Annotated in this window: 18 protein-coding genes, 1 tRNA gene and 1 pseudogene; 10 read left to right on the plus strand and 10 right to left on the minus strand. The window is 74.1% G+C overall.

All coding sequences use genetic code 11. From position 1 onward, the window contains the following. Positions 1-383: 383 nt before the first annotated feature. The 4 genes from ACIP84_RS06005 to ACIP84_RS06020 are packed head-to-tail and all read left to right on the plus strand — an operon-like array spanning position 384 to position 4,494. Positions 384-1,337 carry an alpha/beta hydrolase gene (locus tag ACIP84_RS06005; RefSeq protein WP_401795013.1) on the plus strand — a complete coding sequence of 318 codons (954 nt, stop codon included), beginning with the start codon at positions 384-386 and terminating at the stop codon, positions 1,335-1,337. After that, the gene (locus ACIP84_RS06010) at positions 1,330-2,496 is read left to right on the plus strand and encodes an acyltransferase (RefSeq protein WP_401795016.1); all 1,167 of its coding nucleotides are present in this window, start codon (positions 1,330-1,332) and stop codon (positions 2,494-2,496) included. Before ACIP84_RS06005 ends, ACIP84_RS06010 begins: the two co-directional genes overlap by 8 nt. Positions 2,497-2,524: 28 nt before the next feature. Next, positions 2,525-3,820 carry a sensor histidine kinase gene (locus ACIP84_RS06015; protein ID WP_401795019.1) on the plus strand — a complete coding sequence of 432 codons (1,296 nt, stop codon included), beginning with the start codon at positions 2,525-2,527 and terminating at the stop codon, positions 3,818-3,820. Beyond that, a complete protein-coding gene (locus ACIP84_RS06020) occupies positions 3,817-4,494 on the plus strand; it encodes a response regulator transcription factor (protein WP_355961407.1) in 678 nt (225 codons plus the stop codon). Before ACIP84_RS06015 ends, ACIP84_RS06020 begins: the two co-directional genes overlap by 4 nt. 185 nt (positions 4,495-4,679) lie before the next feature. Here ACIP84_RS06020 and ACIP84_RS06025 read toward each other — a convergent pair. From ACIP84_RS06025 to ACIP84_RS06055, 7 genes are all read right to left on the minus strand, one after another. After that, a tRNA-Pro gene (locus tag ACIP84_RS06025) sits at positions 4,680-4,753 on the minus strand. A 266-nt stretch (positions 4,754-5,019) separates the two neighbouring features. Beyond that, positions 5,020-5,598 (minus strand): GAF domain-containing protein, encoded by a 579-nt coding sequence (locus ACIP84_RS06030; protein WP_401795023.1) that lies wholly within the window; start codon positions 5,596-5,598, stop codon positions 5,020-5,022. Beyond that, positions 5,595-6,218: a GTP-binding protein gene (locus ACIP84_RS06035; protein ID WP_401795026.1), complete on the minus strand. Its 624-nt coding sequence runs from the start codon at positions 6,216-6,218 to the stop codon at positions 5,595-5,597. Before ACIP84_RS06035 ends, ACIP84_RS06030 begins: the two co-directional genes overlap by 4 nt. Next, positions 6,196-6,573: a DUF742 domain-containing protein gene (locus tag ACIP84_RS06040; protein ID WP_401795029.1), complete on the minus strand. Its 378-nt coding sequence runs from the start codon at positions 6,571-6,573 to the stop codon at positions 6,196-6,198. Before ACIP84_RS06040 ends, ACIP84_RS06035 begins: the two co-directional genes overlap by 23 nt. Further along, entirely contained in the window at positions 6,570-7,007 is a 438-nt protein-coding gene (locus tag ACIP84_RS06045; RefSeq protein WP_355961415.1) for a roadblock/LC7 domain-containing protein, read from the minus strand. Before ACIP84_RS06045 ends, ACIP84_RS06040 begins: the two co-directional genes overlap by 4 nt. A gap of 4 nt (positions 7,008-7,011) precedes the next feature. Next, the gene (locus tag ACIP84_RS06050; RefSeq protein WP_401795032.1) at positions 7,012-8,793 is read right to left on the minus strand and encodes a sensor histidine kinase; all 1,782 of its coding nucleotides are present in this window, start codon (positions 8,791-8,793) and stop codon (positions 7,012-7,014) included. A gap of 391 nt (positions 8,794-9,184) precedes the next feature. Next, the gene (locus ACIP84_RS06055; RefSeq protein WP_401795035.1) at positions 9,185-10,492 is read right to left on the minus strand and encodes an MBL fold metallo-hydrolase; all 1,308 of its coding nucleotides are present in this window, start codon (positions 10,490-10,492) and stop codon (positions 9,185-9,187) included. 164 nt (positions 10,493-10,656) lie between these two features. On the opposite strand from ACIP84_RS06055, the gene ACIP84_RS06060 reads away from it, so the two are divergent. Together ACIP84_RS06060 and ACIP84_RS06065 are read left to right on the plus strand one after the other, a co-directional pair. Next, positions 10,657-11,835 carry a Glu/Leu/Phe/Val dehydrogenase dimerization domain-containing protein gene (locus ACIP84_RS06060; RefSeq protein WP_401795038.1) on the plus strand — a complete coding sequence of 393 codons (1,179 nt, stop codon included), beginning with the start codon at positions 10,657-10,659 and terminating at the stop codon, positions 11,833-11,835. Positions 11,836-11,900: 65 nt separating this feature from the next. Then, positions 11,901-12,488, plus strand: a pseudogene (locus tag ACIP84_RS06065) (TetR/AcrR family transcriptional regulator); the annotation flags it as partial. Positions 12,489-12,781: 293 nt separating this feature from the next. On the opposite strand, the gene ACIP84_RS06070 reads toward ACIP84_RS06065, so the two are convergent. The 3 genes from ACIP84_RS06070 to ACIP84_RS06080 all read right to left on the minus strand — a co-directional run bounded on the left by ACIP84_RS06070 (position 12,782) and on the right by ACIP84_RS06080 (position 15,183). After that, the gene (locus ACIP84_RS06070) at positions 12,782-13,549 is read right to left on the minus strand and encodes an SIMPL domain-containing protein (RefSeq protein ID WP_355961424.1); all 768 of its coding nucleotides are present in this window, start codon (positions 13,547-13,549) and stop codon (positions 12,782-12,784) included. Positions 13,550-13,736: 187 nt separating this feature from the next. Beyond that, complete coding sequence (locus ACIP84_RS06075) at positions 13,737-14,831, minus strand: DUF6745 domain-containing protein (RefSeq protein WP_401795041.1); 1,095 nt, start codon at positions 14,829-14,831, stop codon at positions 13,737-13,739. Positions 14,832-14,856: 25 nt separating this feature from the next. Beyond that, positions 14,857-15,183 carry a hypothetical protein gene (locus ACIP84_RS06080; protein WP_355961428.1) on the minus strand — a complete coding sequence of 109 codons (327 nt, stop codon included), beginning with the start codon at positions 15,181-15,183 and terminating at the stop codon, positions 14,857-14,859. A 190-nt stretch (positions 15,184-15,373) separates the two neighbouring features. Between ACIP84_RS06080 and ACIP84_RS06085 the strand changes: the two genes are divergently transcribed. The 4 genes from ACIP84_RS06085 to ACIP84_RS06100 are packed head-to-tail and all read left to right on the plus strand — an operon-like array spanning position 15,374 to position 19,666. Then, positions 15,374-16,339 carry an STM4015 family protein gene (locus ACIP84_RS06085; RefSeq protein WP_355961430.1) on the plus strand — a complete coding sequence of 322 codons (966 nt, stop codon included), beginning with the start codon at positions 15,374-15,376 and terminating at the stop codon, positions 16,337-16,339. Further along, complete coding sequence (locus ACIP84_RS06090) at positions 16,336-17,499, plus strand: STM4014 family protein (RefSeq protein ID WP_401795046.1); 1,164 nt, start codon at positions 16,336-16,338, stop codon at positions 17,497-17,499. Before ACIP84_RS06085 ends, ACIP84_RS06090 begins: the two co-directional genes overlap by 4 nt. Before the next feature lie 11 nt (positions 17,500-17,510). Beyond that, positions 17,511-18,332 carry an STM4013/SEN3800 family hydrolase gene (locus tag ACIP84_RS06095; protein WP_401795698.1) on the plus strand — a complete coding sequence of 274 codons (822 nt, stop codon included), beginning with the start codon at positions 17,511-17,513 and terminating at the stop codon, positions 18,330-18,332. Then, entirely contained in the window at positions 18,329-19,666 is a 1,338-nt protein-coding gene (locus tag ACIP84_RS06100; RefSeq protein WP_401795049.1) for an STM4012 family radical SAM protein, read from the plus strand. The genes ACIP84_RS06095 and ACIP84_RS06100 overlap by 4 nt, the downstream gene beginning before the upstream one ends. Positions 19,667-19,708 lie beyond the last annotated feature (42 nt).

Genomic DNA, 19,708 nt, shown 5'->3' on the forward strand with positions numbered 1-19,708 from the left:
ACCTGCGACGTTCCCTCGTTCACACCCCGCACGGCGTCGCCCCCCCTCGGGTGGTGACGCCGTGCGGCCGTGCACGGCCCCGGCGACGGGGCGGACCCGGACCGTCGCGTCCGGCCACGGGAGGCGACAAGGCCGGCCCATCGAGGTCCGAACACGCGCATCAGGAGCGTTGCTTGACGCTTCGTCAGGGCGATGGTCTGCGGATCCCCCGGAGTTCAGGAGCCGTTCCGGGGGAGCCGGGCCAGGCCCCCGCGCCGCCCCGTACCCGTAGTACTCAAGAGCTACGCGGCAGGTGTCCCCCCTGGCGGGACGTCGGTTACCCGGCGTGATCCGTAGTTTCGGCACCGGAATCAAGAACCACCCCGGTACGGAAGGACCACGCCATGGCGTCCCGCCCGCGCAGCCGCCGCCTGCGCCGCACCCTGCTCGCCGCCCTCGTCGCCGCCTCGGTGGCGGTGCCCACCGCCGGCGCGGCCGGCCCGGCCGCCGTGCCCGCGCCCTCCCCCGCCCCGCTCGCTCCGCTCTCGCTCGCCGCGCCCGGCGAACTCGCCGCGCGCTACGCCGCCAACCGCTCCGTCGTCCGGGCCGCCGAGGCCATGGCCGACGCCCACGGCGACCACGGACGCGCCGCCACCCTGCGGGCCATGGCCGGGGAGGACCACCGACTCCTGTCCTTCGACGGCCGAGACGGCGGCCGCAGCGTCGAGGTGTTCGGCGACCTCGTCGGCGCCACCCGGGCAGCCGTCCTCGTGCCCGGCTCCGACACCCGGCTCGACAGCCACCGCTTCCGGTCCGGAGCCGCCGCGCTGCAGCGCGAACTGGGCCGTGGGACGGCCGTCCTGGCCTGGCTCGGCTACCGGACCCCCGCCACCCTCAGCGCCGCCGCGACGACCTCCGGCCGCGCCGAGGAGGCCGCCCCGCTCCTCGCGTCCTTCGTGCGTGAACTGGCCACCGCCGCACCACGGGCGCGCCTGACCCTGCTGTGCCACTCGTACGGCTCCGTGGTCTGCGCCGAGGCCGCGGACCGCCTCCCCGTCGCCGACCTCGTGCTCTACGGCAGCCCCGGCACCGGCGCCGACCGTGCCGCCGACCTCGGCACCACAGCCACCGTCTGGGCCGGCCGTGGCACGGACGACTGGATCGCCCATGTCCCCCACGTCCGCGCCTCCCTGCCGTTCGGCGCACTCGGCTTCGGCACCGACCCCGTCGCCCCGGAATTCGGCGCCCGGGTCTTCGACGCCGGCCCGGGCGGCCACAGCGACTACCTCCGCCCCGGCTCCATACCCCTGCGGAACATGGCCCGGATCGTCGCGGGACGGGATCCGGCCGATGCGTGACCTCGCCCGGCGGGTCGACGCCGCCACCCCGCCCGGCCGCGACCGCGCCCTCGACGCCTTGCGCGCCCTCGCCATCCTGGGCGTGGTCCTCGGACACTGGCTCGTCACGGCGCTGACCACCGACAGCGGCACCCTACGAGCCGTCAGCCCGCTGAGCCGGCTGCCCGAGTTCGCCCCGGTCTCCTGGGTCTTCCAGACGCTGGCCGTCTTCTTCCTGGTCGGCGGACGGGTCGCCGCCGGAAGCCACGCCGCCGCCCTCGCCCGGGGCACGTCCTACCGCGACTGGCTGATCGCGCGCCTCGGCCGGCTGTTCCGGCCCGTGGCCGTCGTCCTCGCCGTGTGGGCCGCCGCGGCGCTCGCCATGACGCTGGGCGGGGTGCCCTGGCAGACCGTGCACGCGCTGGGCAGGCTCGTGCTCTCCCCGCTCTGGTTCCTGCTGGTCTTCGCCGCCCTCACGGCGGCGACCCCACTGGTCGCCAAGGTGCACCCGCTGTGGCCGTTCGCCGTCGTCCTGCACGTCGACGTGGTCCGCTTCGGCTTCGGCGGACCCGACTGGCTCGGCTGGACGAACGTGGCGGCCGGCTGGCTCGTCCCGTACTGCCTCGGCACGCTGTGGGCCCGGCACGGCGTCAGGGAGCGAACCATGGGGCGGGCCCTGCTGATCACGGGCGTGCCGGCCACCGTCCTGCTCGTCGTCCTGGCCGGCTATCCGGCGTCCATGGTCGGCGTGCCCGGCACGGCCGTCTCCAACCTCAACCCGCCCACGCTCGCCGCCGTCACCTTCGGCATCGCCCAGTGCGGCGCGGCGTTCCTCCTCGTCGGACCGCTGCGCCGGGCCCTGAGCCGGCCCGCGGCCTGGGCGCCCGTGGCCCTCCTCAACCTCGGTGCCATGACGGTCTTCCTGTGGCACCAGACCGCGATGATGGCCGTGACGGTGCTGGGCCTCCTCGCCGGCGGACTGACCGGGCACGGCCCGCTGACCGGTCTGCACACCGTCCCCGACGGATACGGCTGGGTCCTCGCACGGCTCGCCTGGCTGCCCGTGTTCGGGCTCGCGCTGCTCTCGTGCGTCGCCGTCTTCCGTACGTACGAAGCGGGCGGCCGCCGTCCGTCCCGGGCACGGCGACCCACCGCGGGGAAGCAGGTGCGGCGTGCATAGGGTGGACCTGACCGGTAAGGGGGAACGGGTGGGGGACGGTTACGGGCGGGCGCTGCGCGCCGCCCTGCGCAGGGCCCCGCGCACGCTGCGCCGCGGCCTGTGGACGACGGCCCGCGACCCACTGCCCCGTCAGACCTGGTTCGGCTGGCTCCCGCACGGACACCTCGTGCTGCTCGCCGTCTTCGCGGGCTTCGCCAAGATGGCCGAGTACGGCGAGGCGATGACCGTCCTCACCCCTCCGGTCGAGCTCCTCGTGATCCTCCAGGCCGCCTCCCTCGTCCTCGCGCTGAGCCGCCCGGTGCCGGCCTGGTGGCTGTCCACGCTCAGCCTGGTCCTGACCTCCGAGATCGCCGACGCGACCGTCGGGCCCGACCTGCTCTGGCCCTGGAGCATCTGGGGCATCGTCGTGCACACCTTCGTGGGGCTGCTCCTCGCGCTGCGCGTCCCCCCTCTCGTCACCGCCGTGACGCTCCTGCTCACCGTGCTCTCGGGGCTGTGCAGCGCGGCCGTACCCTCGGGCATCGTGCACAACGAGGACCTGGTCGGCGGCACGCTCGCCTTCTCGATCGCGGCGGTCGTCGGCGCCTCGCTGCGGCTGAGCCGGGTGGCCCGGAACAAACTGGTCGAACAGGAGGTCCTGACCGCCGAGGAGCGGGCCATGCGCACCATCCTGGAGGAGCGCGGTCGGATCGCCCGCGAACTCCACGACGTCGTCGCCCACCACATGTCCGTGATCTCCATCCAGGCTCAGGTGGCCCCCCACCTCGTCGAGAACCCCTCCGAGGAACTGCGGGAGAACCTGGCGGGCATCCGCCAGAACGCCGTCGAGGCACTGACCGAACTGCGCCGCGTCCTCGGCGTCCTGCGCGCGGAGGACCCGGCGGCCGACTCCGTACGGCACGCTCCGCAGCCCACCCTGGACCGGCTCGACGAACTGCTCGACAACGTCCGTGCCGCCGGCCTGTCCGTCGACACCGCCACCAGCGGAGAACGCCGCCGGCTCTCCCCGGGCGTCGAGCTGTCCGCGTACCGCATCGTCCAGGAGGCGCTCAGCAACGCGATGCGGCACGCGCCGGGAGCCCCGGTGCGGGTGGAGACCGGCTACCTGACCACCGGACTCACGCTCCGGATCGCCAACGCCCCGGCCCCGCGCCCCGCCGACCCCTCCACCCTCCCGCTGTCGCCGGGACTCGGCCACGGCCTGCTCGGCATGCGGGAACGCACCGCCATGCTGGGCGGCGAGCTGGTCGCCGGGCCGACCACGGACGGCGGTTACGAGGTGACCGCCACCCTGCCCCTCGACACCCCCAAGGACGGCACATGACCAGCGGCACCATCCGTGTCCTCATCGCGGACGACCAGATGATGGTCAGACAGGGGTTCACGGTGCTGCTCAACGCCGAACCCGGCATCGAGGTCGTCGGTCAGGCCGTGGACGGCGCCGACGCGGTGGCCAAGGTCGCGGAACTCTCGCCCGACGTCGTCCTGATGGACATCCGCATGCCCGGAACCGGCGGCATCGAGGCCACCCGCGTGCTCACCACGGCCGCCGGCTCCACCGTGAAGGTCCTCGTCCTGACCACCTTCGACCTCGACGAGTACGTCTACGAGGCCCTGCGCGCCGGCGCCTCCGGATTCCTGCTCAAGGACGCCTCCGCCGCCGAACTCGCCGAGGCCGTGAGGGTGGTGGCGCGGGGCGACGCCCTGCTCGCCCCGGACCTCACCAAACGCCTGATCGCGGAGTTCTCGCGGCTCAGTGCCACGCCGCGCAGCCCCCTGAAGGAACGCGTCGGCACGCTGACGGAGCGGGAGACCGAGGTCCTGACCCACGTAGCCCAGGGTCTGTCGAACGCGGAGATAGCGACCCGTCTCGTCGTGGCCGAACAGACCGTCAAGACCCATGTGAGCCGCATCCTGGTCAAGCTGGGGCTGCGCGACCGCACCCAGGCAGCCGTCTTCGCCTTCGACACCGGTCTGGTCCGCCCGGCCGGCCACTGAACGCGCCCTCCTGACCGCCGCCCCGGCCTTGACCGTGCTGCCCACGGCACGGGGACGTCCCCGGGGGCCGCCTGCGCGGGCACGGCCGACGGCCGCCGGGAGTACACCGGTTCCGCATCCGCCAAACAGGTCAGAGGCCGCTTCAGATTGCTCTGAAACGGCCTCTGACCTACGACTCTTTCGAGTCGGGACGACAGGATTTGAACCTGCGACCCCTTGACCCCCAGTCAAGTGCGCTACCAAGCTGCGCCACGTCCCGCTGCCCGTCTGACCTGGGGTTTCCCCTGGCTGGACGCGCATGAGAACAATACCGCACTTTCCCCGGTGGTCACGAACCCTTTCCCGGCACTCCGGAGACGGTGCCGGGAGAAGCGGGCCACTCACCGTCCGTGACCGACCCTGGCGCCGGTGTCCCGTCCCGGCCCACCCGCGAGTGGCCAAGGGCAAGGCCCGCCGCCAGGCGACACGTCGTGACGCAGACCACACACGTGGCGGTCGAAGAAGGTCAGAGCAGCTCGGAACAGGTCAGAGCAGGTCAGAGCAGGCCGTCTCGCGACGGTTGATCTGCTCCATCAGCTCCGCCGCCATCGCCTTGATCGTCTCGAGCCCGGCCCGCCCCCACGGCCGGACGTCGGTGTCGACCACGCAGATGGTGCCGAGAGCGACACCCGTGCGGTCCATCAGCGGCGCCCCCATGTAGGAGCGGATGCCGATCTCGTCCACGACCGGGTTCCCAGCGAAGCGCGGGTAGTCGCGGACGTCCTCCAGGACGAGCGCCTTGCGGCGCACCACGACGTGCGGGCAGTAGCCGTGGTCGCGGGCCATGAAGCGGCCGACGGCGCCCGCGGCCGTGGCGGTAGCGGGGGCCGCGACCGGGTGGGCGCCCTCGGGGGTGTGGAGCCCGGCGAAGAACTGCCGGTTCCCGTCGATGAAGTTGACCATCGAGAACGGGACTCCGGTCACGTCCGCGAGCCGGTGGGCGAACGCGTCGAACGCCGGCTCCGGCCGTTCCCCGAGGCCGAGTTCCCGCAGCCGCCGCACACGGGCCGGCGCGTCCTTGTCGATGGGGGTCAGCAGGAGGTGACCGGTGGGGTCGTACGTCAAGACGTGGCTCCGTAGCTCGGCACGGCGGCCGGGGTGTGGGTGAGCAGGTGCTCGACGAGGGTCAGCAGGGTGCGGATGCCCGAGCTGGAGAGCCGGGCGTCGCAGAGGACGACCGGCACCTCCGGTGTGAGGTCGAGCGCGGCCCGCACCTCGTCCGGCTCGTAGCGGAAGGAGCCGTCGAACTCGTTGACCGCCACGACGAAGCGGATGCCCCGCCGTTCGAAGAAGTCCACGGCGGCGAAGCACTCCTGGAGCCGGCGGGTGTCGGCCAGGACGACCGCCCCGAGGGCACCCTCGGAGAGCTCGTCCCACATGAACCAGAAGCGTTCCTGGCCGGGGGTGCCGAAGAGGTAGAGGACATGGCGGTCGTCGAGCGTGATCCGGCCGAAGTCCAGGGCCACGGTGGTCGTGGTCTTGGACTCCACGCCCTCCAGGCTGTCGGTGGCGGCGCTGACCGCGGTCAGCAGTTCTTCGGTGCTCAGCGGTGCGATCTCGCTGACCGCGCCGACGAGCGTCGTCTTGCCCACGCCGAAGCCGCCCGCCACCAGGATCTTGAGGGCGGTGGGGAACGGCGCGGTCGCGAGACGGTCGTGGCGCTCAGAGCCGTTGTCGTAGGCCATCGAGCACTGCCTCCAGCAAGGAACGGTCGGTCGGGTTGGCGTGGAACCGGGGAGCGCGGGCGGTGAGCGCCCCGCAGTCCATGAGGTCGGAGAGCAGGACCTTGGTGACCACGGCGGGAAGCCGGAGGTGCGCCGCGATCTCGGCCACCGAGGTGGGCCCGTCGCACAGCCCGAGAGCCAGGCTGTGCTCGGGGCCCATGGGGGCCTGGGGTGACGATCCGGTCGCCATCACCATGGACAGCAGGTCCAGTGCGATGGTCGGCCTGGTCCGGCCACCGCTGACGGCGTACGGACGGATCAGCCGGCCGGCCGCGTCGTCGAGCCAGGGCCCTTCCTCGGGGGTCGTCACCTTCACTGGCCGACGATGCCGCCCACCGCTCCGGCTGCCTGCCGGGCGGGGGTGACCAGGTACGGCCGGACGCTCTTGACGAGCATCGCCATCTCGTACCCGAGGACCGCCGCGTCCGCCTCGCGGCCGGCCAGCACCGCGAGACAGGTGCCGGAACCCGCCGTGGTCACGAACAGGAGGGTGGAGTCGAGCTCCACGACGACCTGCCGCACCTCGCCGCCGTCGCCGAACCGGGCGCCCGCGCTGCGGCCGAGGGAGTACAGGCCGGAGGCGAGGGCCGCCATGTGGTCGGCGGCGTCGGGGTCGAGGCCGTGGACGGATTTCACGAGGCCGTCGGAGGAGAGGAGAACGGCGTTGCGGGTGTACGGGACCCGCTGGACGAGGCCGCTCAGCAGCCAGTCGAGGTCGGAGGAATGGCCGGTCGGCACATTGCTCGCCATGGGTCTACTCCTTGTGCGCGTCGCCTGGACGCAGCGGTTCGTGGGGGTCGGGCTGGGACTCGGCGAGGCCGATGCCGCGCTGGAACGCGGCCATCAGGCCCGGGTCGTGCAGGGCGTGCTCCTCGGGCTTGCGGCTCACCGGATCGTCGCGCAGCTGCGGGACGAGGTGCTCCTGGGAGCGCCGCTTGGGGAGCGAGGGCCGGCCGTCGCCCTCGGGCGCCGGGGGGAGCGGCGAGAGGAACGAGGCCGGCGGGCCCGGGGGTGCCGCTCCTGCCGACCGCCCCGGTGACGGTGCCGCGGGCGTCCGTCCGGAGTCCTCGTATCCGTACGGCCGCTCGGTGGTGGGTGCCGTCGTGGGTGCCGTCATGGGCGCCGTCATGGGCGTCGGGGCCGCCGCCGGGGCGTCGACCGCGGGCGCGGGCTGTGACGGCACGTGCGGCTGTTGCGTCGGCTGGGGCTGCGTCGGCACCTGGTGCGGCGGAACCGCGGAGGGTCCGGCGGTCGCGGCGGTCTGGCCCTCGTGCTGGGCGAGACCCCCGGGATCGGCTCCGAGGAGGCCCTGCGGGAGCACGAGGACGGCCTGGACTCCGCCGTAGATGTTGGACTGGAGTCGTACGGCGATGCCGTGGCGACGGGCGAGGGCCGAGACCACGAAGAGTCCGATGCGGCCGTCCTGCAGCAGATGCGCGACGTTGACCTGGTCGGGGTCGGCGAGCAGGGCGTTCATCTTGTCCTGCTCGGTGACGGGCATGCCGAGGCCGCGGTCCTCGACCTCGATCGCGAGGCCTGCCGTGACGTACTGCGCGCGGAGCAGCACCGTGGTGTGGGGCGCGGAGAACAGCGTGGCGTTCTCGACGAGTTCGGCGAGGAGGTGGATGACGTCGGCCACGGCGTGGCCCCGGAGAGCGCCGTCGATCGGAGGGACGAGCTTGACCCGCGGGTACTGCTCGACCTCGGCGATGGAGGAGCGCAGCACCTCGGTGACGGTGACGGGGTTCGACCACTGGCGGCGGGAGACGGCGCCACCGAGCACGGCGAGGTTCTCGGCGTGCCGGCGGATGCGGGTGGCCAGGTGGTCGACGTGGAACAGGCCCTTGAGCAGCTCCGGGTCCTCGACCTCGTTCTCCAGCTCGTCGAGGAGCTGGATCTCGCGGTGGACCAGGGACTGCAGACGACGGGCGAGGTTGACGAAGACCTCGACCTTCTGTTCGTCCCCGACGCTGCTGGAGAGTCCGGACGCCTGCACCACGGCCGCCACGGCGGCCTCGTGAGAGCGCGCCAGCTCCTGGGAGAGCAGGTCGAACTCGTCGCCGGAGGCGGCGTTGGTGGGCAGCTCGGGGCGGGGCGGAAGACCCTCACCCTTGCGCAACTGTTCGATGATCGCCTGCAGTTCGCCCTGGCCGCGGGCGCTGGTGCGGCGCAGGGCGGTGCAGCGGTGGAGGACGGCCTTGGCGGCGCGGTCGGCGCCGAGCGCGGCGGCCGTCACGGAGGCCACCGTGATCGCGGCGGCTCCGGTGAGCGCGGCCCAGAGGCCGGGCGTCGGGGTGGCGCCGGTGGAGCGGATGGTGAAGAGCACGGCCGCGGCCCCGCCCAGTGCCACCGCGACGGCGGGAAGCACGGAGGTACGGAGGAGTTGGGGGCGTAAACGGGTTTCCACGGCGTGCGACGCGGGGGGCCGCGCCGGGGAGTCGCCCCCGGCTCCGGGGGCGGGGCGGGCGCCTGACCGGCCGTGCCGACCGCCCTCGCGTCGGTCGGACCGCGGGGCGGGTGCGCGAACTTGCGACATGAGTGTCCTTGGTACGAACGTGCCCAGGAATCGGCGTACTGCGGGTGAACTCCGGGAGGGGACTGCGGGGTACGGCGCGGGGTGCTTCGGGGGGGTGTGCGACGTGTGCCGCTGAGAGCCTACCGATGATCACTGGCAACACACTGTAGTCGTCAACCGTTCATGTGCGTCGCTCAGTTGGCAAACTTCCCCGGAGCCCGGCCGGCTCTGGTATTGCCGCAGGACCGGCAGGCCGAGAAGTATCGGCCGAATCTCGACGTCCTGGCCTGGCGGGGCCGCCGGGCACCGGAACGGAAGAGGGCGGAGGCGTTGTCACGCCTCCGCCCTCTGCGGAACTGCTCCCCGACCGGAATCGCGGGAGGGGTGCGGACCGCCCGGTCCGCTCACGGCCTCAAGGGGTCCGCGCCGCCTCAGGAGCACCCCGGCCGGTGTCCGTGCCGGGGTCGCCGGAGGTCCGTCCCACGCCCGCTCTCGTGTTCGCATCCGCGTTTGCGTCCGCGTTCTCGTCCGCTTTGCCGTGCGACCCGCCGGCGGGCGAACCGTCACCCTCGGTGAGAACCGACGCCGCCCAGCCGCCGGAGGGGACGCGGGCGACCGAACGCCACCACGGGCTGTCGGGCACCTGTTCGGCACCCGGTTCGAAGGGCTCGCCCGGGATGGGCAGGGCGATCCGCTGGGCGGCACCGGCGGCGGCCTCGACGGTGCCCTCCCCCGGTTCGGCCCACGGGTGCGGGGCGAGGTTGAAGGTGCCCCAGTGGATCGGCAGCATCACCCCGGCGGGCCCGCCGCCCTGGAGGTCCAGATGGGCCCGCATGCCCTCGGCGGGGGTCATGTGGATGTCGGTCCAGAACTCCGAGTAGGCACCGATCTGGATCATGGTGGCGTCGAAGGGCCCGTGGGCCGCGCCGATGTCCTTGAAACCGGAGAAGTAACCGGTGTCCCCGCTGTGGAAGATCCGGTGGGAGGGGCCCGTCACGACCCAGGAGGCCCAGAGCGTCATCTGCCGGTTGCGCAGCCCGCGGCCGCAGAAGTGCCGGGCCGGGGTGGCCGTGAGCCGCAGCTCGCCGATCTCGGTGGACTCGTTCCAGTCCAGCTCGCGCAGCCGCGAGGCGGGCACCCCCCAGCGCTCCAGGTGGGCCCCGACGCCCAGCGGCACCGCGAAGACGGTGTCGGTGGTGGCGAGCGCCTTGATCGTCGGCAGGTCGAGGTGGTCGTAGTGGTCGTGCGAGATCACGACGACGTCGACCGGGCCGAGGGCGGCGAGCGGCGCGGGCACCGGGTGGAGCCGCTTGGGGCCGGCGAAGGGGAAGGGGGAGCAGCGCTCGCCCCAGACCGGGTCGAAGAGCACCCGGTGGCCGTCGATCTCGGCGAGGACGCCGGAGTGCCCCATCCAGGTCAGGCGCAGCCCGGTGACCGGGGGCCTGGCCAGGTCGGCGACCGTGGTCGGGTGGACCGGGATCGTGCCGGTGGGGGCGCGGCGCGTACGGCCTTCCTTGTCGAAGTAGATCTTGGCGAACTCGACACTGGAGCCCGAGGGGCCCCGTCGGGCGGGTTCGGGGTTCTGGAAGATCCCGTCCGCGAAGTTCGGCGAGCGGTGGATGCGGGCGAGGCGCTCGCCCGTGGGGTCCGCGCCGAAGGACTCGGGGCGCAGCGCGCGCAGCCGGGCCCGTGGCGAGCGGTCGGAGCCGGTACCGGTCACAGGACCTCCTGATCTCTGGGGGTCGTTCCATTATGGGCGGCCCGCGCCGCGAACGGTCTGCACGGTCAGCCATACTGAACCGTCATTCAGTATGTCCGCCCGGCCGTCCCGGCCTCCCGGCCCGCCCGCCCCTGGTCCGCCCGCCCCTCCCGAGGAGATGTCCGATGAGTTCCGCCCCGCTGCTTTCCGTCGGCTGGACCGACCACGTGACCGGTCGCCGGGGCCATCTGGTGGTCGACCGGCTGGTGCGCGGGGTGGCCAGCGGCGGCCTGCGGATGCGGGAGGGCTGCACGGTCGAGGAGGTGACCGGGCTCGCCCGCGGGATGACCATGAAGGAGGCCCTGCACTACGACCCGAAGGCCCGGTACGTGCCGCTGGGCGGCGCCAAGGGCGGCATCGACTGCGACCCCCGCTCCCCCGAGGCGTACGGCGTCCTCGTGCGCTATCTCCGGGCGATGCGGCCGTACGTCGAGCGGTTCTGGACCACCGGGGAGGACCTGGGCCTCACCCAGGACCTGGTGGACCGCGCCGTGGCCGAGGCAGGCCTGGTCTCCTCGGTGCAGGCCGTCTACCCGCTCCTGGACGACGAGGCGGCGGCCCGCCGGCGCCTCGCCGACGCCTTCGCGATCGAGGTCGACGGCATCGGCCTCGACGAGCTGGTCGGCGGGCTCGGGGTCGCCGAGTCGGTCCTCACCGTCCTCGACCGCGCGGACCGGGCGTACGCCGGGACCCGGGTGTCGGTGCAGGGGCTCGGCACGATGGGCGGGGCGACCGCGCGGTTCCTGGCGCGCGCCGGGCTGCGGGTGGTGGCCGTGGCCGACGTCCGGGGCACGATCGTGAACCCGGACGGCCTCGACGTCGAGGCACTGCTCGCGGCCCGGGACGCCCACGGCACGGTCGACCGCGCCGCCCTGCGGCACGGCGACCGGGAGGAGCCCGGGGACGCCTGGCTCACGGCCGAGGCGGAGGTACTGGTCCCGGCGGCCGTCTCGTACGCGGTCGACGCCGGGAACCAGGGGCGGATCACGGCCCGCTGGATCGCCGAGGCGGCGAACATGCCGGTGCTGCCCGAGGCCGAGGAGGCCCTCGCCGCGCGGGGGGTCACGGTGCTGCCCGACGTGGTCGTGAACTCGTGCACGAACGCCTGGTGGTGGTGGACGCTGTTCGGCGACATCGAGGCCGACGCCGACCAGGCCTTCGCCCGGGTCCGCGGCGCCATGCGGACGCTCGTCGACGGGATGCTCGACCGGGCGGAGGCGGACGGCACGAGCCCGCGCGCCGCGGCGCACGCGCTGGTGGACGAGCGGCTGCCGCAGATCGCCGAACGCTACGGCTGGTACTGAACCCCCCGTCGCTCCGTGACCGCTGACGATCATGCCCGCGTCACGTGCTGTGTAAGGTGCGTGACGTGGCAAGAGTGCGGTTGAGCGTGGCGGAGCGGCGGGAGGAGCTGCTGCGGGCCGCCGTCGAGCAGATCGAGGCGCGCGGGGTGGCCGCCGTCCGAATCGCCGACGTGGCCTCGGCGCTCGGAGTGAGCAACGCCCTGGTGCTCTACCACTTCTCGTCCAAGGAGCAACTGGTCGCCGCGGCCTTCGCGCACGCCGCCGAGGGCGACCTCGCCCATCTGCGCCGGCTCCTCGGGCGCCGCTCCAGCGCCGTGCGCCGGCTCCGGGCCGCCGTGCGCTGGTACGCGCCGACCGGGCAGGCCAAGGGCTGGCGGCTGTGGATCGAGGGCTGGGCGGCCTCCCTGCGCGATCCCGAGCTGCGCGGGGTCGCGGCCTCCCTCGACCAGGAGTGGAAGGCGGCGCTGACCCGGGTGATCGCGGAGGGGGCCGAGGCCGGGGAGTTCCGCTGCGCGGACCCGGCGGCCGCCGCCTGGCGGCTCACGGCCTTCCTCGACGGCCTCGCCGTCCAGACGACGGCCTACGCCGGCTCCCTCTCCCGCAGCGCCATGCTGCGCTGGGCCGACGCCGCCCTCGCCCGCGAGCTGAACCTGCCGGACGACGGCGGAAGCGGCGACGAGGGCGCGCATGCGGGTACGGGCCGGGGCGCGGGTGGCAGTGTCGGCGTCGGCGAGGACACGGGTCCGGGCCGGGGCGTCGGCGTCGGCAAGCCCATCGGTCCGGCCCGGGGCGTCGGTGGCGGCGAGCCCACGGGTCCGGGCCGCGGCGTCGGTGGCGGCGAGCCCACAGGTCCGGGCCGGGACGGGGACGACGCGCTCTCCGGGGCCTGACCGCCGGGCCGGTCGGACAGGCCCCGGGGTTCCCTCACCGCGCCGCACTCACCGGGTCACACCAGCTCGAAGACCGCCGAGACCGTGACCTGCTCCTCGATCTCGCCCGGGGCCATCGGGACGCCGGCCTCGTCGTGGGCGATTCCGGGGGCGGCGCCGGGACCGGGGCGGGCGGACTCTCCCTCGCTGAGCGAGACGAGCCGGCCGAGCTGGTGGCCGCTGAGGCGGGCGTGCTGCGCCGCCTTGTCGTACGCGTCGCGGTAGGCGGCCTCGCGTGCCCTCACCCGCAGCGCCGACGGGTCGGCGACGTCGAAGACGACACCGTTGATCCGGCCGGAGTCCCCGGTGGCGTCGTTGACGGCGCCGATGACCTGACCGGCCCTGTCGATCTCGCGGACCTTCACGGAGAAGGCCTGACCGGCCTGGTAGCCGGTGACCTTGCTCTCGCCCGCGGCGTTCTGCGTGTAGACCGGGGACAGGGAGAGGCTGTCGGTACGGATGTCCCGCTCGGCGATCCCCTGCTTGTCCAGCACGGCGAGCAGGGCCTCGGCGGCGGTGTTCTGCGCGGCCATCGCCTCCTTCGCGGTCTTACGGGTGGCCTCGACCCCGACGGAGAGGATCGCCAGGTCGGGCGCCGCGGACGCACGGCCGTGGCCCGTGACGGTGACCGTGGCGGGTGCCTCCGCCCGGACGGCACGCGGGGCCGTCCGCTCCGGCGCGGCGGCCAGCGCGGGCGCCACGGTGCCGACGAGCAGCCCGCCGAGCACGGCGGTGGCGGCGAGCAGACGGGCGGTACGGGCGGCGCTTGGCCGACGGATCGTCACGGGCGGTCCCTTCGAGGCTGGGTGCCGGGGCTCCGGCGGGCACATCCCAGCACCCGCCACCGCCGCCTCCCGTACGCCACTCCCGACCGCCGGCGCCCTTCACCTCTCCGTACCAGTCGCGCCTCCGCACGGCCGGGTCGCTGCGGCAGGGCCGCCGCTCCCGGGGCGCCGCTCCCGGGACGCGCGCTCAGGTCTGGACGAGCGGCTCGTACACGTCGGGGTGCAGCCCGAAGGTCCAGGCGACGCCCTCCCGCGCGGTCCGGGTCGTGGGCGGGACCCGGAGCCAGTAGGTGCGATGGCTGCCGTCCGGCTCGGGCGTGGAGTTGACCACCTCGACCATCACCACGTCCTCGTCGTCGGCCAGCTCCACCCGCCACAGCACGCCGGTCTCGTCGCGGTGCTCGTGCCGCGCGCCCGAGGCGGCGAGGTAGCGGTCGTAGCCGTAGTACTCCAGCATCACGCGCCGCAGTTCGGCGTTCTCCTCCTGCCGTATCCGCTCCGGGGTGAGCCCGGCGAGCCCGGCGAGGAAGTCGGCGGGCACGGTCATCCCCCGCCAGGCGTACAGGGCGAAGCCGTCGGCGAACGCCAGCGCGGGTCCGTCGCCACGGTCGAGCCGCCCGGCCTCGTCCCGGTGCAGCTCCACGGGCCGCTCGCAGACCACGGCCACCTTCTCGTACGGCCACCACCAGCCCGCGTGCTCGGCGACGGCGGACAGGCCGGCGAGGCGGTCGCCCTGCCCCTCGAAGGCGGCGAGCCAGGCGGCGTCGTGCTGGCCGAGCACCGCGTCGAGCAGCACGAGCCGCACGGCGGTCGCCTCCCGCCCGGAAGGAGCGGGACGGGCGGCGCCACCGGTGTCGGCGGCAGCGGCGGGGCCGGCCGGCGCGGCCGGAACCGCGGCCGTCGCGGCCTCCGTCACCCCGGCCCGTATCCGATCGGCCAGGCTCCGGGTGAGGTCCCAGAGGTGGGCCCCGGTCGCCTGCCAGTGGTCCGCCCAGCCGGCCGGTCCGAGGGCGTCGTGGAGTCGGCGCCGCTCCTCGGCCCACGGCCGGGTGCGCACCTCGTCCCGGACCGAACGGCCCTGGTCGACCAGTCCCCGTACGAGCGCGACCGCGGCGAGCGGTGAGTCCGCCCAGAGCACGCGCTCCGGTTCGGCGAGGCCCGCTGTGCGGTAGGCGAGCCGGACCCCGGCCTCCGCGGCGGCGCGGTCGGCGGGGCCGGTGGCCGCGGCGACGGAACGCCACTTGTGCTGTGTGGCGGTGTGGTTCGTGACGGCGTGGTTCATGTGGAAGCCCCCAGGTCTCTCTCGGTCAGTCCGCGACGATCCGGTACGCCCCGGGCACGTACTCCCGCTGGCGCACCACCCGGTACCAGCCCTTGGGCAGCGGTATCGGGGCGTGCTCCTCGTGCACCACCCGGCCGCCCTCGGGCAGTTCGAGCAGCAGCGGGCCGAAGGGGCCCGGCTCCCGGACGAGTCGGCCGGGCCCGGGGACCGCGTGGGCGTGCCCGGTGACCTCGCCGAGGGCCAGGACCAGCCGGCCCCTGGCGTCCCTGGGCTCCCCCGCCGCCGCCTTCACCCGCTCCGGAACGGCCGTCTCCGTGACGGGCGCGATCAGTACGTCTCCCTGCCGGTACATGGCTCTCCCCTCCCCGTTCGGCGCGCTACGGCCGAACACGAGAACGACGCTAGAGGCCGGGTCTGACAATCGAGCCCTGACCCCGCCCCGGACTCCTCGGAGGCCACCCGCCCGAGGGCGTTGTCGGTGCCGCTTGGTAGAACTCTTGCCATCAGCCGATCCACGCCGTCCGTCGTCCGGGAGCGCAGTCATGACCGTTGGCCACTACCTCGAGGAATTCCACGGGCTGCCCGTGTTCCCCTTCCAGGACACGGAATCGGACACCCGGGTCGACCTTCCCGACGCCGCGGCGGTCGCCTGGCGGCTCTCGTCGCCGACCTACTGCGAGGACGACGACGAGCAGTGGGGTGCGCAGTTCGAGCGTTTCCTGAAGACGGTCGACGTCGGGCGGGTGCGCGCCCTGGTCGTCGGCGGCTGGGACGAGGCGTACGAGAACTCCTCGGCGGACATCGTCACGGCGCTCATCGCCGCCAACAACCGGCTGACGTCCCTGGAGGCGGTCTTCCTCGGCGACATGACGGGCGAGGACTGCGAGATCTCCTGGATCGTCCAGTCCGATGTGACCCCGCTGCTCGCCGCCTACCCGGCCCTGCGGGAGTTCGGGGTGCGCGGAGGTTCGGAGCTGGCCTTCCCCCCGATCCGGCACACCGGTCTGGAAACCCTGGTCGTGGAGACCGGTGGGCTGGGTGCCGAGGTCGTGCGCGGGATCGTGGGCAGTGACCTGCCCGCCCTGGAGAATCTGGAACTCTGGCTCGGAACCGACGAGTACGGCGGCGACAGCACGGCGGACGACCTCGCACCGCTGCTCTCCGGCGCGGCGTTCCCCGCCCTGCGCTCCCTCGGCCTGCGCAACAGCGTGATCCAGGACGCCGTGGCCGCCGCCGTGGCGGGCGCCCCCGTCCTCGCCCGGATCGAGCGGCTCGACCTGTCGATGGGCGTCCTCACGGACGAGGGCGCCGCGGCCCTGCTCGACGGACAGCCCCTGACGCACCTCAGCCACCTCGACCTCTCCCACCACTACCTGTCGGAGGCCATGCGGGAGCGGGTGCTCGCCGCGCTCGTCCCGCACGGCGTGGCCGTCGACCTCGACGACGCGCAGGAGGCGGACGAGGAAGAGGACGGCCGCGTCTGGCGGTACGTCGCGGTCGCCGAATGACCGCCCGCCCGCGCCTCGTGGTCGTCGGGGATCCGGCGGGCCGCCGCGTCGCGTTCTTCCAGGACGCGCTGCGGTCCGCCGGCCTGCCCGGGGCGCGGGTGGTGTCCTGGCCCGAGGTGCTGCGCGGCGTGGCGCGCTTCGCCGAGGGCGAGACCGTACGCCTGGACTCGCCCGGCGAGGACCCGGAGGCCGACCGGCTGCTGCGGGAGGTCGACGATCCGGCGCGGGTCGAGGGCACCGGCCGCTGGTACGCGCGGTTCGTCGCCGCCACCGCGGGGCTCGCCCGGTCCGTCGCCGAGGCGGGCGCCGTGCTCGTCGACGACCCCGCCGAGCTGGCGGAGCTGTTCGACAAGCGGCTGAGCCACGGCCTGCTCCACGCGGCCGGGGTGCCGGTGCCCGAGTCGCCGACGTCCGGCCCCTCCGCCCCGGTCGTACGGGGCTGGGCCGACGTCAGGGCCCTGACCGCCGAGCCCGGCCTGCGCCGGGTCTTCGTGAAGCTCGCGCACGGCTCCTCCGCCTCGGGGGTGCTCGCGGTCGAGACGAACGGCGCGGGCCGGGTGCACGCCACCACCTCGGTGGAGCGCGGGCCCGGCGGACGGCTCTTCAACTCCCTGCGGGTGCGGCGCTACACGAGCGAGCGCGAGGTCGGCGCGATCGTGGACGCCCTCGCCCCCGACGGGCTGCACCTCGAGCGCTGGCTGCCCAAGGCCGCCCAGGGCGGCCGGGCCGCCGACCTGCGGGTGGTGGTGATCGACGGGCGGGCCACCCACGCCGTGCTGCGGACCAGCCGCTCCCCCATGACCAATCTCCATCTGGGCGGGACCCGCGGCGATCTGGTCGCGGCCCGGGCCGCGATCGCCGCGGCCGGGGCGCGGTGGTCCGACGCGCTCGACGTGTGCGAGCGGGCCGCCGCGGTCTTCCCCGGCACCCGGTGCGTGGGCGTCGACCTGCTGCCCTCGACCGGCTGGCGCCGCTTCGCCGTGGGCGAGGTCAACGCCTTCGGCGATCTGCTGCCGGGCCTCACGGGCCTCCCCGGCAGCGGCGCCGAGGGCCTCGACACGTACGCGGCCCAGGTCGCCGCCCACTTCCCCCGCACCTCTCAACTCACCAGCACCAGCACCAGCACCAGCACCAGCACCACAGGAACGAGCACCGCGTGAACCAGCCCGACATGAACACGATCGTCGGGAGCCACGATCTGCTCCTGGTCACCCTCGACACGCTCCGGTACGACGTGGCGGCCGAGCTCGCGGCCGCGGGCCGCATCCCGCACCTGGCCCGTCATCTGCCCGGCGGAGTCTGGGAGCGGCGCCACGCGCCCGGCAGCTTCACCTACGCCTCCCACCAGGCGATCTTCGCCGGATTCCTGCCGACCCCGGCCTCCCCCGGCCCGCACCCGCGGCTGTTCGCGGCGCGCTTCGCCGGCAGCGAGACGACCGCCGACGGCACCTACGTCCACGACACCCCGGACTTCGTGTCCGCTCTCGCGGGCGCGGGCTACCGGACGGTCTGCGTCGGCGGCGTCGGCTTCTTCAACCGGCAGCCGCCGCTCGGCACCGTCCTCCCCGGCCTGTTCCAGGAGAGCCACTGGGAGCCGTCGTTCGGCGTGGCCTCCCCCACCTCCTTCGAGTCGCAGGTCGCCCGCGCCGAGGAGGTCGTCGCCGGTCTCCCGCGGGAGCGGCGGCTGTTCCTCTTCGTCAACGTGTCGGCGCTGCACCAGCCCAACTGGTTCCACCTGCCGGGCGCCACCCGCGAGGCCGGCGACTCCCGGGCCACCCACGCCGCCGCCCTGGAGTACGTCGACCGGCACATCGGACGGCTGTTCGCCGCGATGAGCAGCCGCCGTCCGTGCTTCGCGATCGTCTGCTCCGACCACGGAACCGCGTACGGGGAGGACGGGTACACCGGTCACCGGCTCGGCCACGAGGTCGTGTGGACGGTCCCATACGCGCAGTTCGAGCTCGCCGGCCCGGAGCGGGAGGCCGTGGCATGAGCGACAGCGCCGCCCCGCGTCCGTACCGGAGCTACGTCTACGCCTACCCGCACAAGACGGCGTACCGGCCGCTCCCAGACCCCGCGCCCTCGCTCGCCGCGCTCTGGCGCGACGAGCCCAAGGACGCGCTCTCCCTCTACGCGCACATACCGTTCTGCGAGGTCCGCTGCGGCTTCTGCAACCTCTTCACCCGGATCGGCGCCCCGGACGAGCTGACCACGCGTTATCTCGACGCGCTCGACCGCCAGGCCACGGCCGTCCGCGAGGCCCTCGGCGACCGGGACCCGGTGCGGTTCGCGACGGCCGCGTTCGGCGGCGGCACACCCACCTTCCTCACCGCCGGCGAGCTGGAGCGGCTCTGCGACATCGCCGAGAAGCGGATGGGCGTGGATCTGCGGGCGGTGCCGCTGTCCGTGGAGACCTCCCCCGCGACGGCGACCGCCGACCGCCTCGCCGTGCTCGCCGAGCGGGGCACGACCCGGCTCAGCATCGGAGTGCAGAGCTTCGTGGAGACCGAGGCGCGGGCGGCGGTCCGGCCGCAGCGCCGTGCCGACGTCGAATCGGCCCTCGGCCGGATCCGGGACACCGGCGTCCCCGTGCTCAACATCGACCTGATCTACGGCATCGACGGCCAGACCGAGGAGTCCTGGCGCTCCTCGCTCGACGCCGCCCTCGGCTGGCGGCCGGAGGAGCTGTACCTCTATCCGCTGTACGTGCGGCCGCTCACCGGCCTCGGCCGGATCTCCCCCGCCGCCGACCGGGAGTGGGACGAGCAGCGGCTGCGCCTCTACCGGTACGGCCGGGACCATCTTCTCGCGCACGGCTACGAGCAGGTGTCGATGCGGATGTTCCGCCGGACGGACGCCGCGCCGCTCGGCCCCGACGACTACGCCTGCCAGACCGACGGGATGATCGGCCTGGGCTGCGGGGCCCGCTCGTACACCTCGGCCCTCCACTACTCCTTCGACTACGCCGTCGACATGCGGGAGATCCGTACGATCATCGACGCCTACACGGAGGCCGCGGACTTCTCGCGGGCCGAGGTCGGCCGGTGGGTCGACGCCGAGGAGGCCAGGCGCCGCCATCTCCTCCAGTCGCTGCTCCAGGCCGAGGGCATGCCGGTCGCCGGGTACGAGGAGCGTTTCGGCGCCTCGCCGTTCGCGGACTTCCCGGCGGAGCTGGGCCGGTTCGAGGCCCTCGGCTGGCTGGACGAGGAGGCGCCGGCCGGGCTGCTCCGGCTGTCCGCGGAGGGCCTGGCCCATTCGGACGGCCTCGGCCCCGAGCTCTTCTCCCCGTCGGTGCGGGCCGCGATGGCCGCGTACGAGCCGAAGTAGGGGCGGCCGTGGACCTGACACCGTCGCCGATCCCGGGTACGG

Source organism: Streptomyces sp. NPDC088707 (genome assembly GCF_044752725.1).
Classification (GTDB): Bacteria; Actinomycetota; Actinomycetes; order Streptomycetales; family Streptomycetaceae; genus Streptomyces.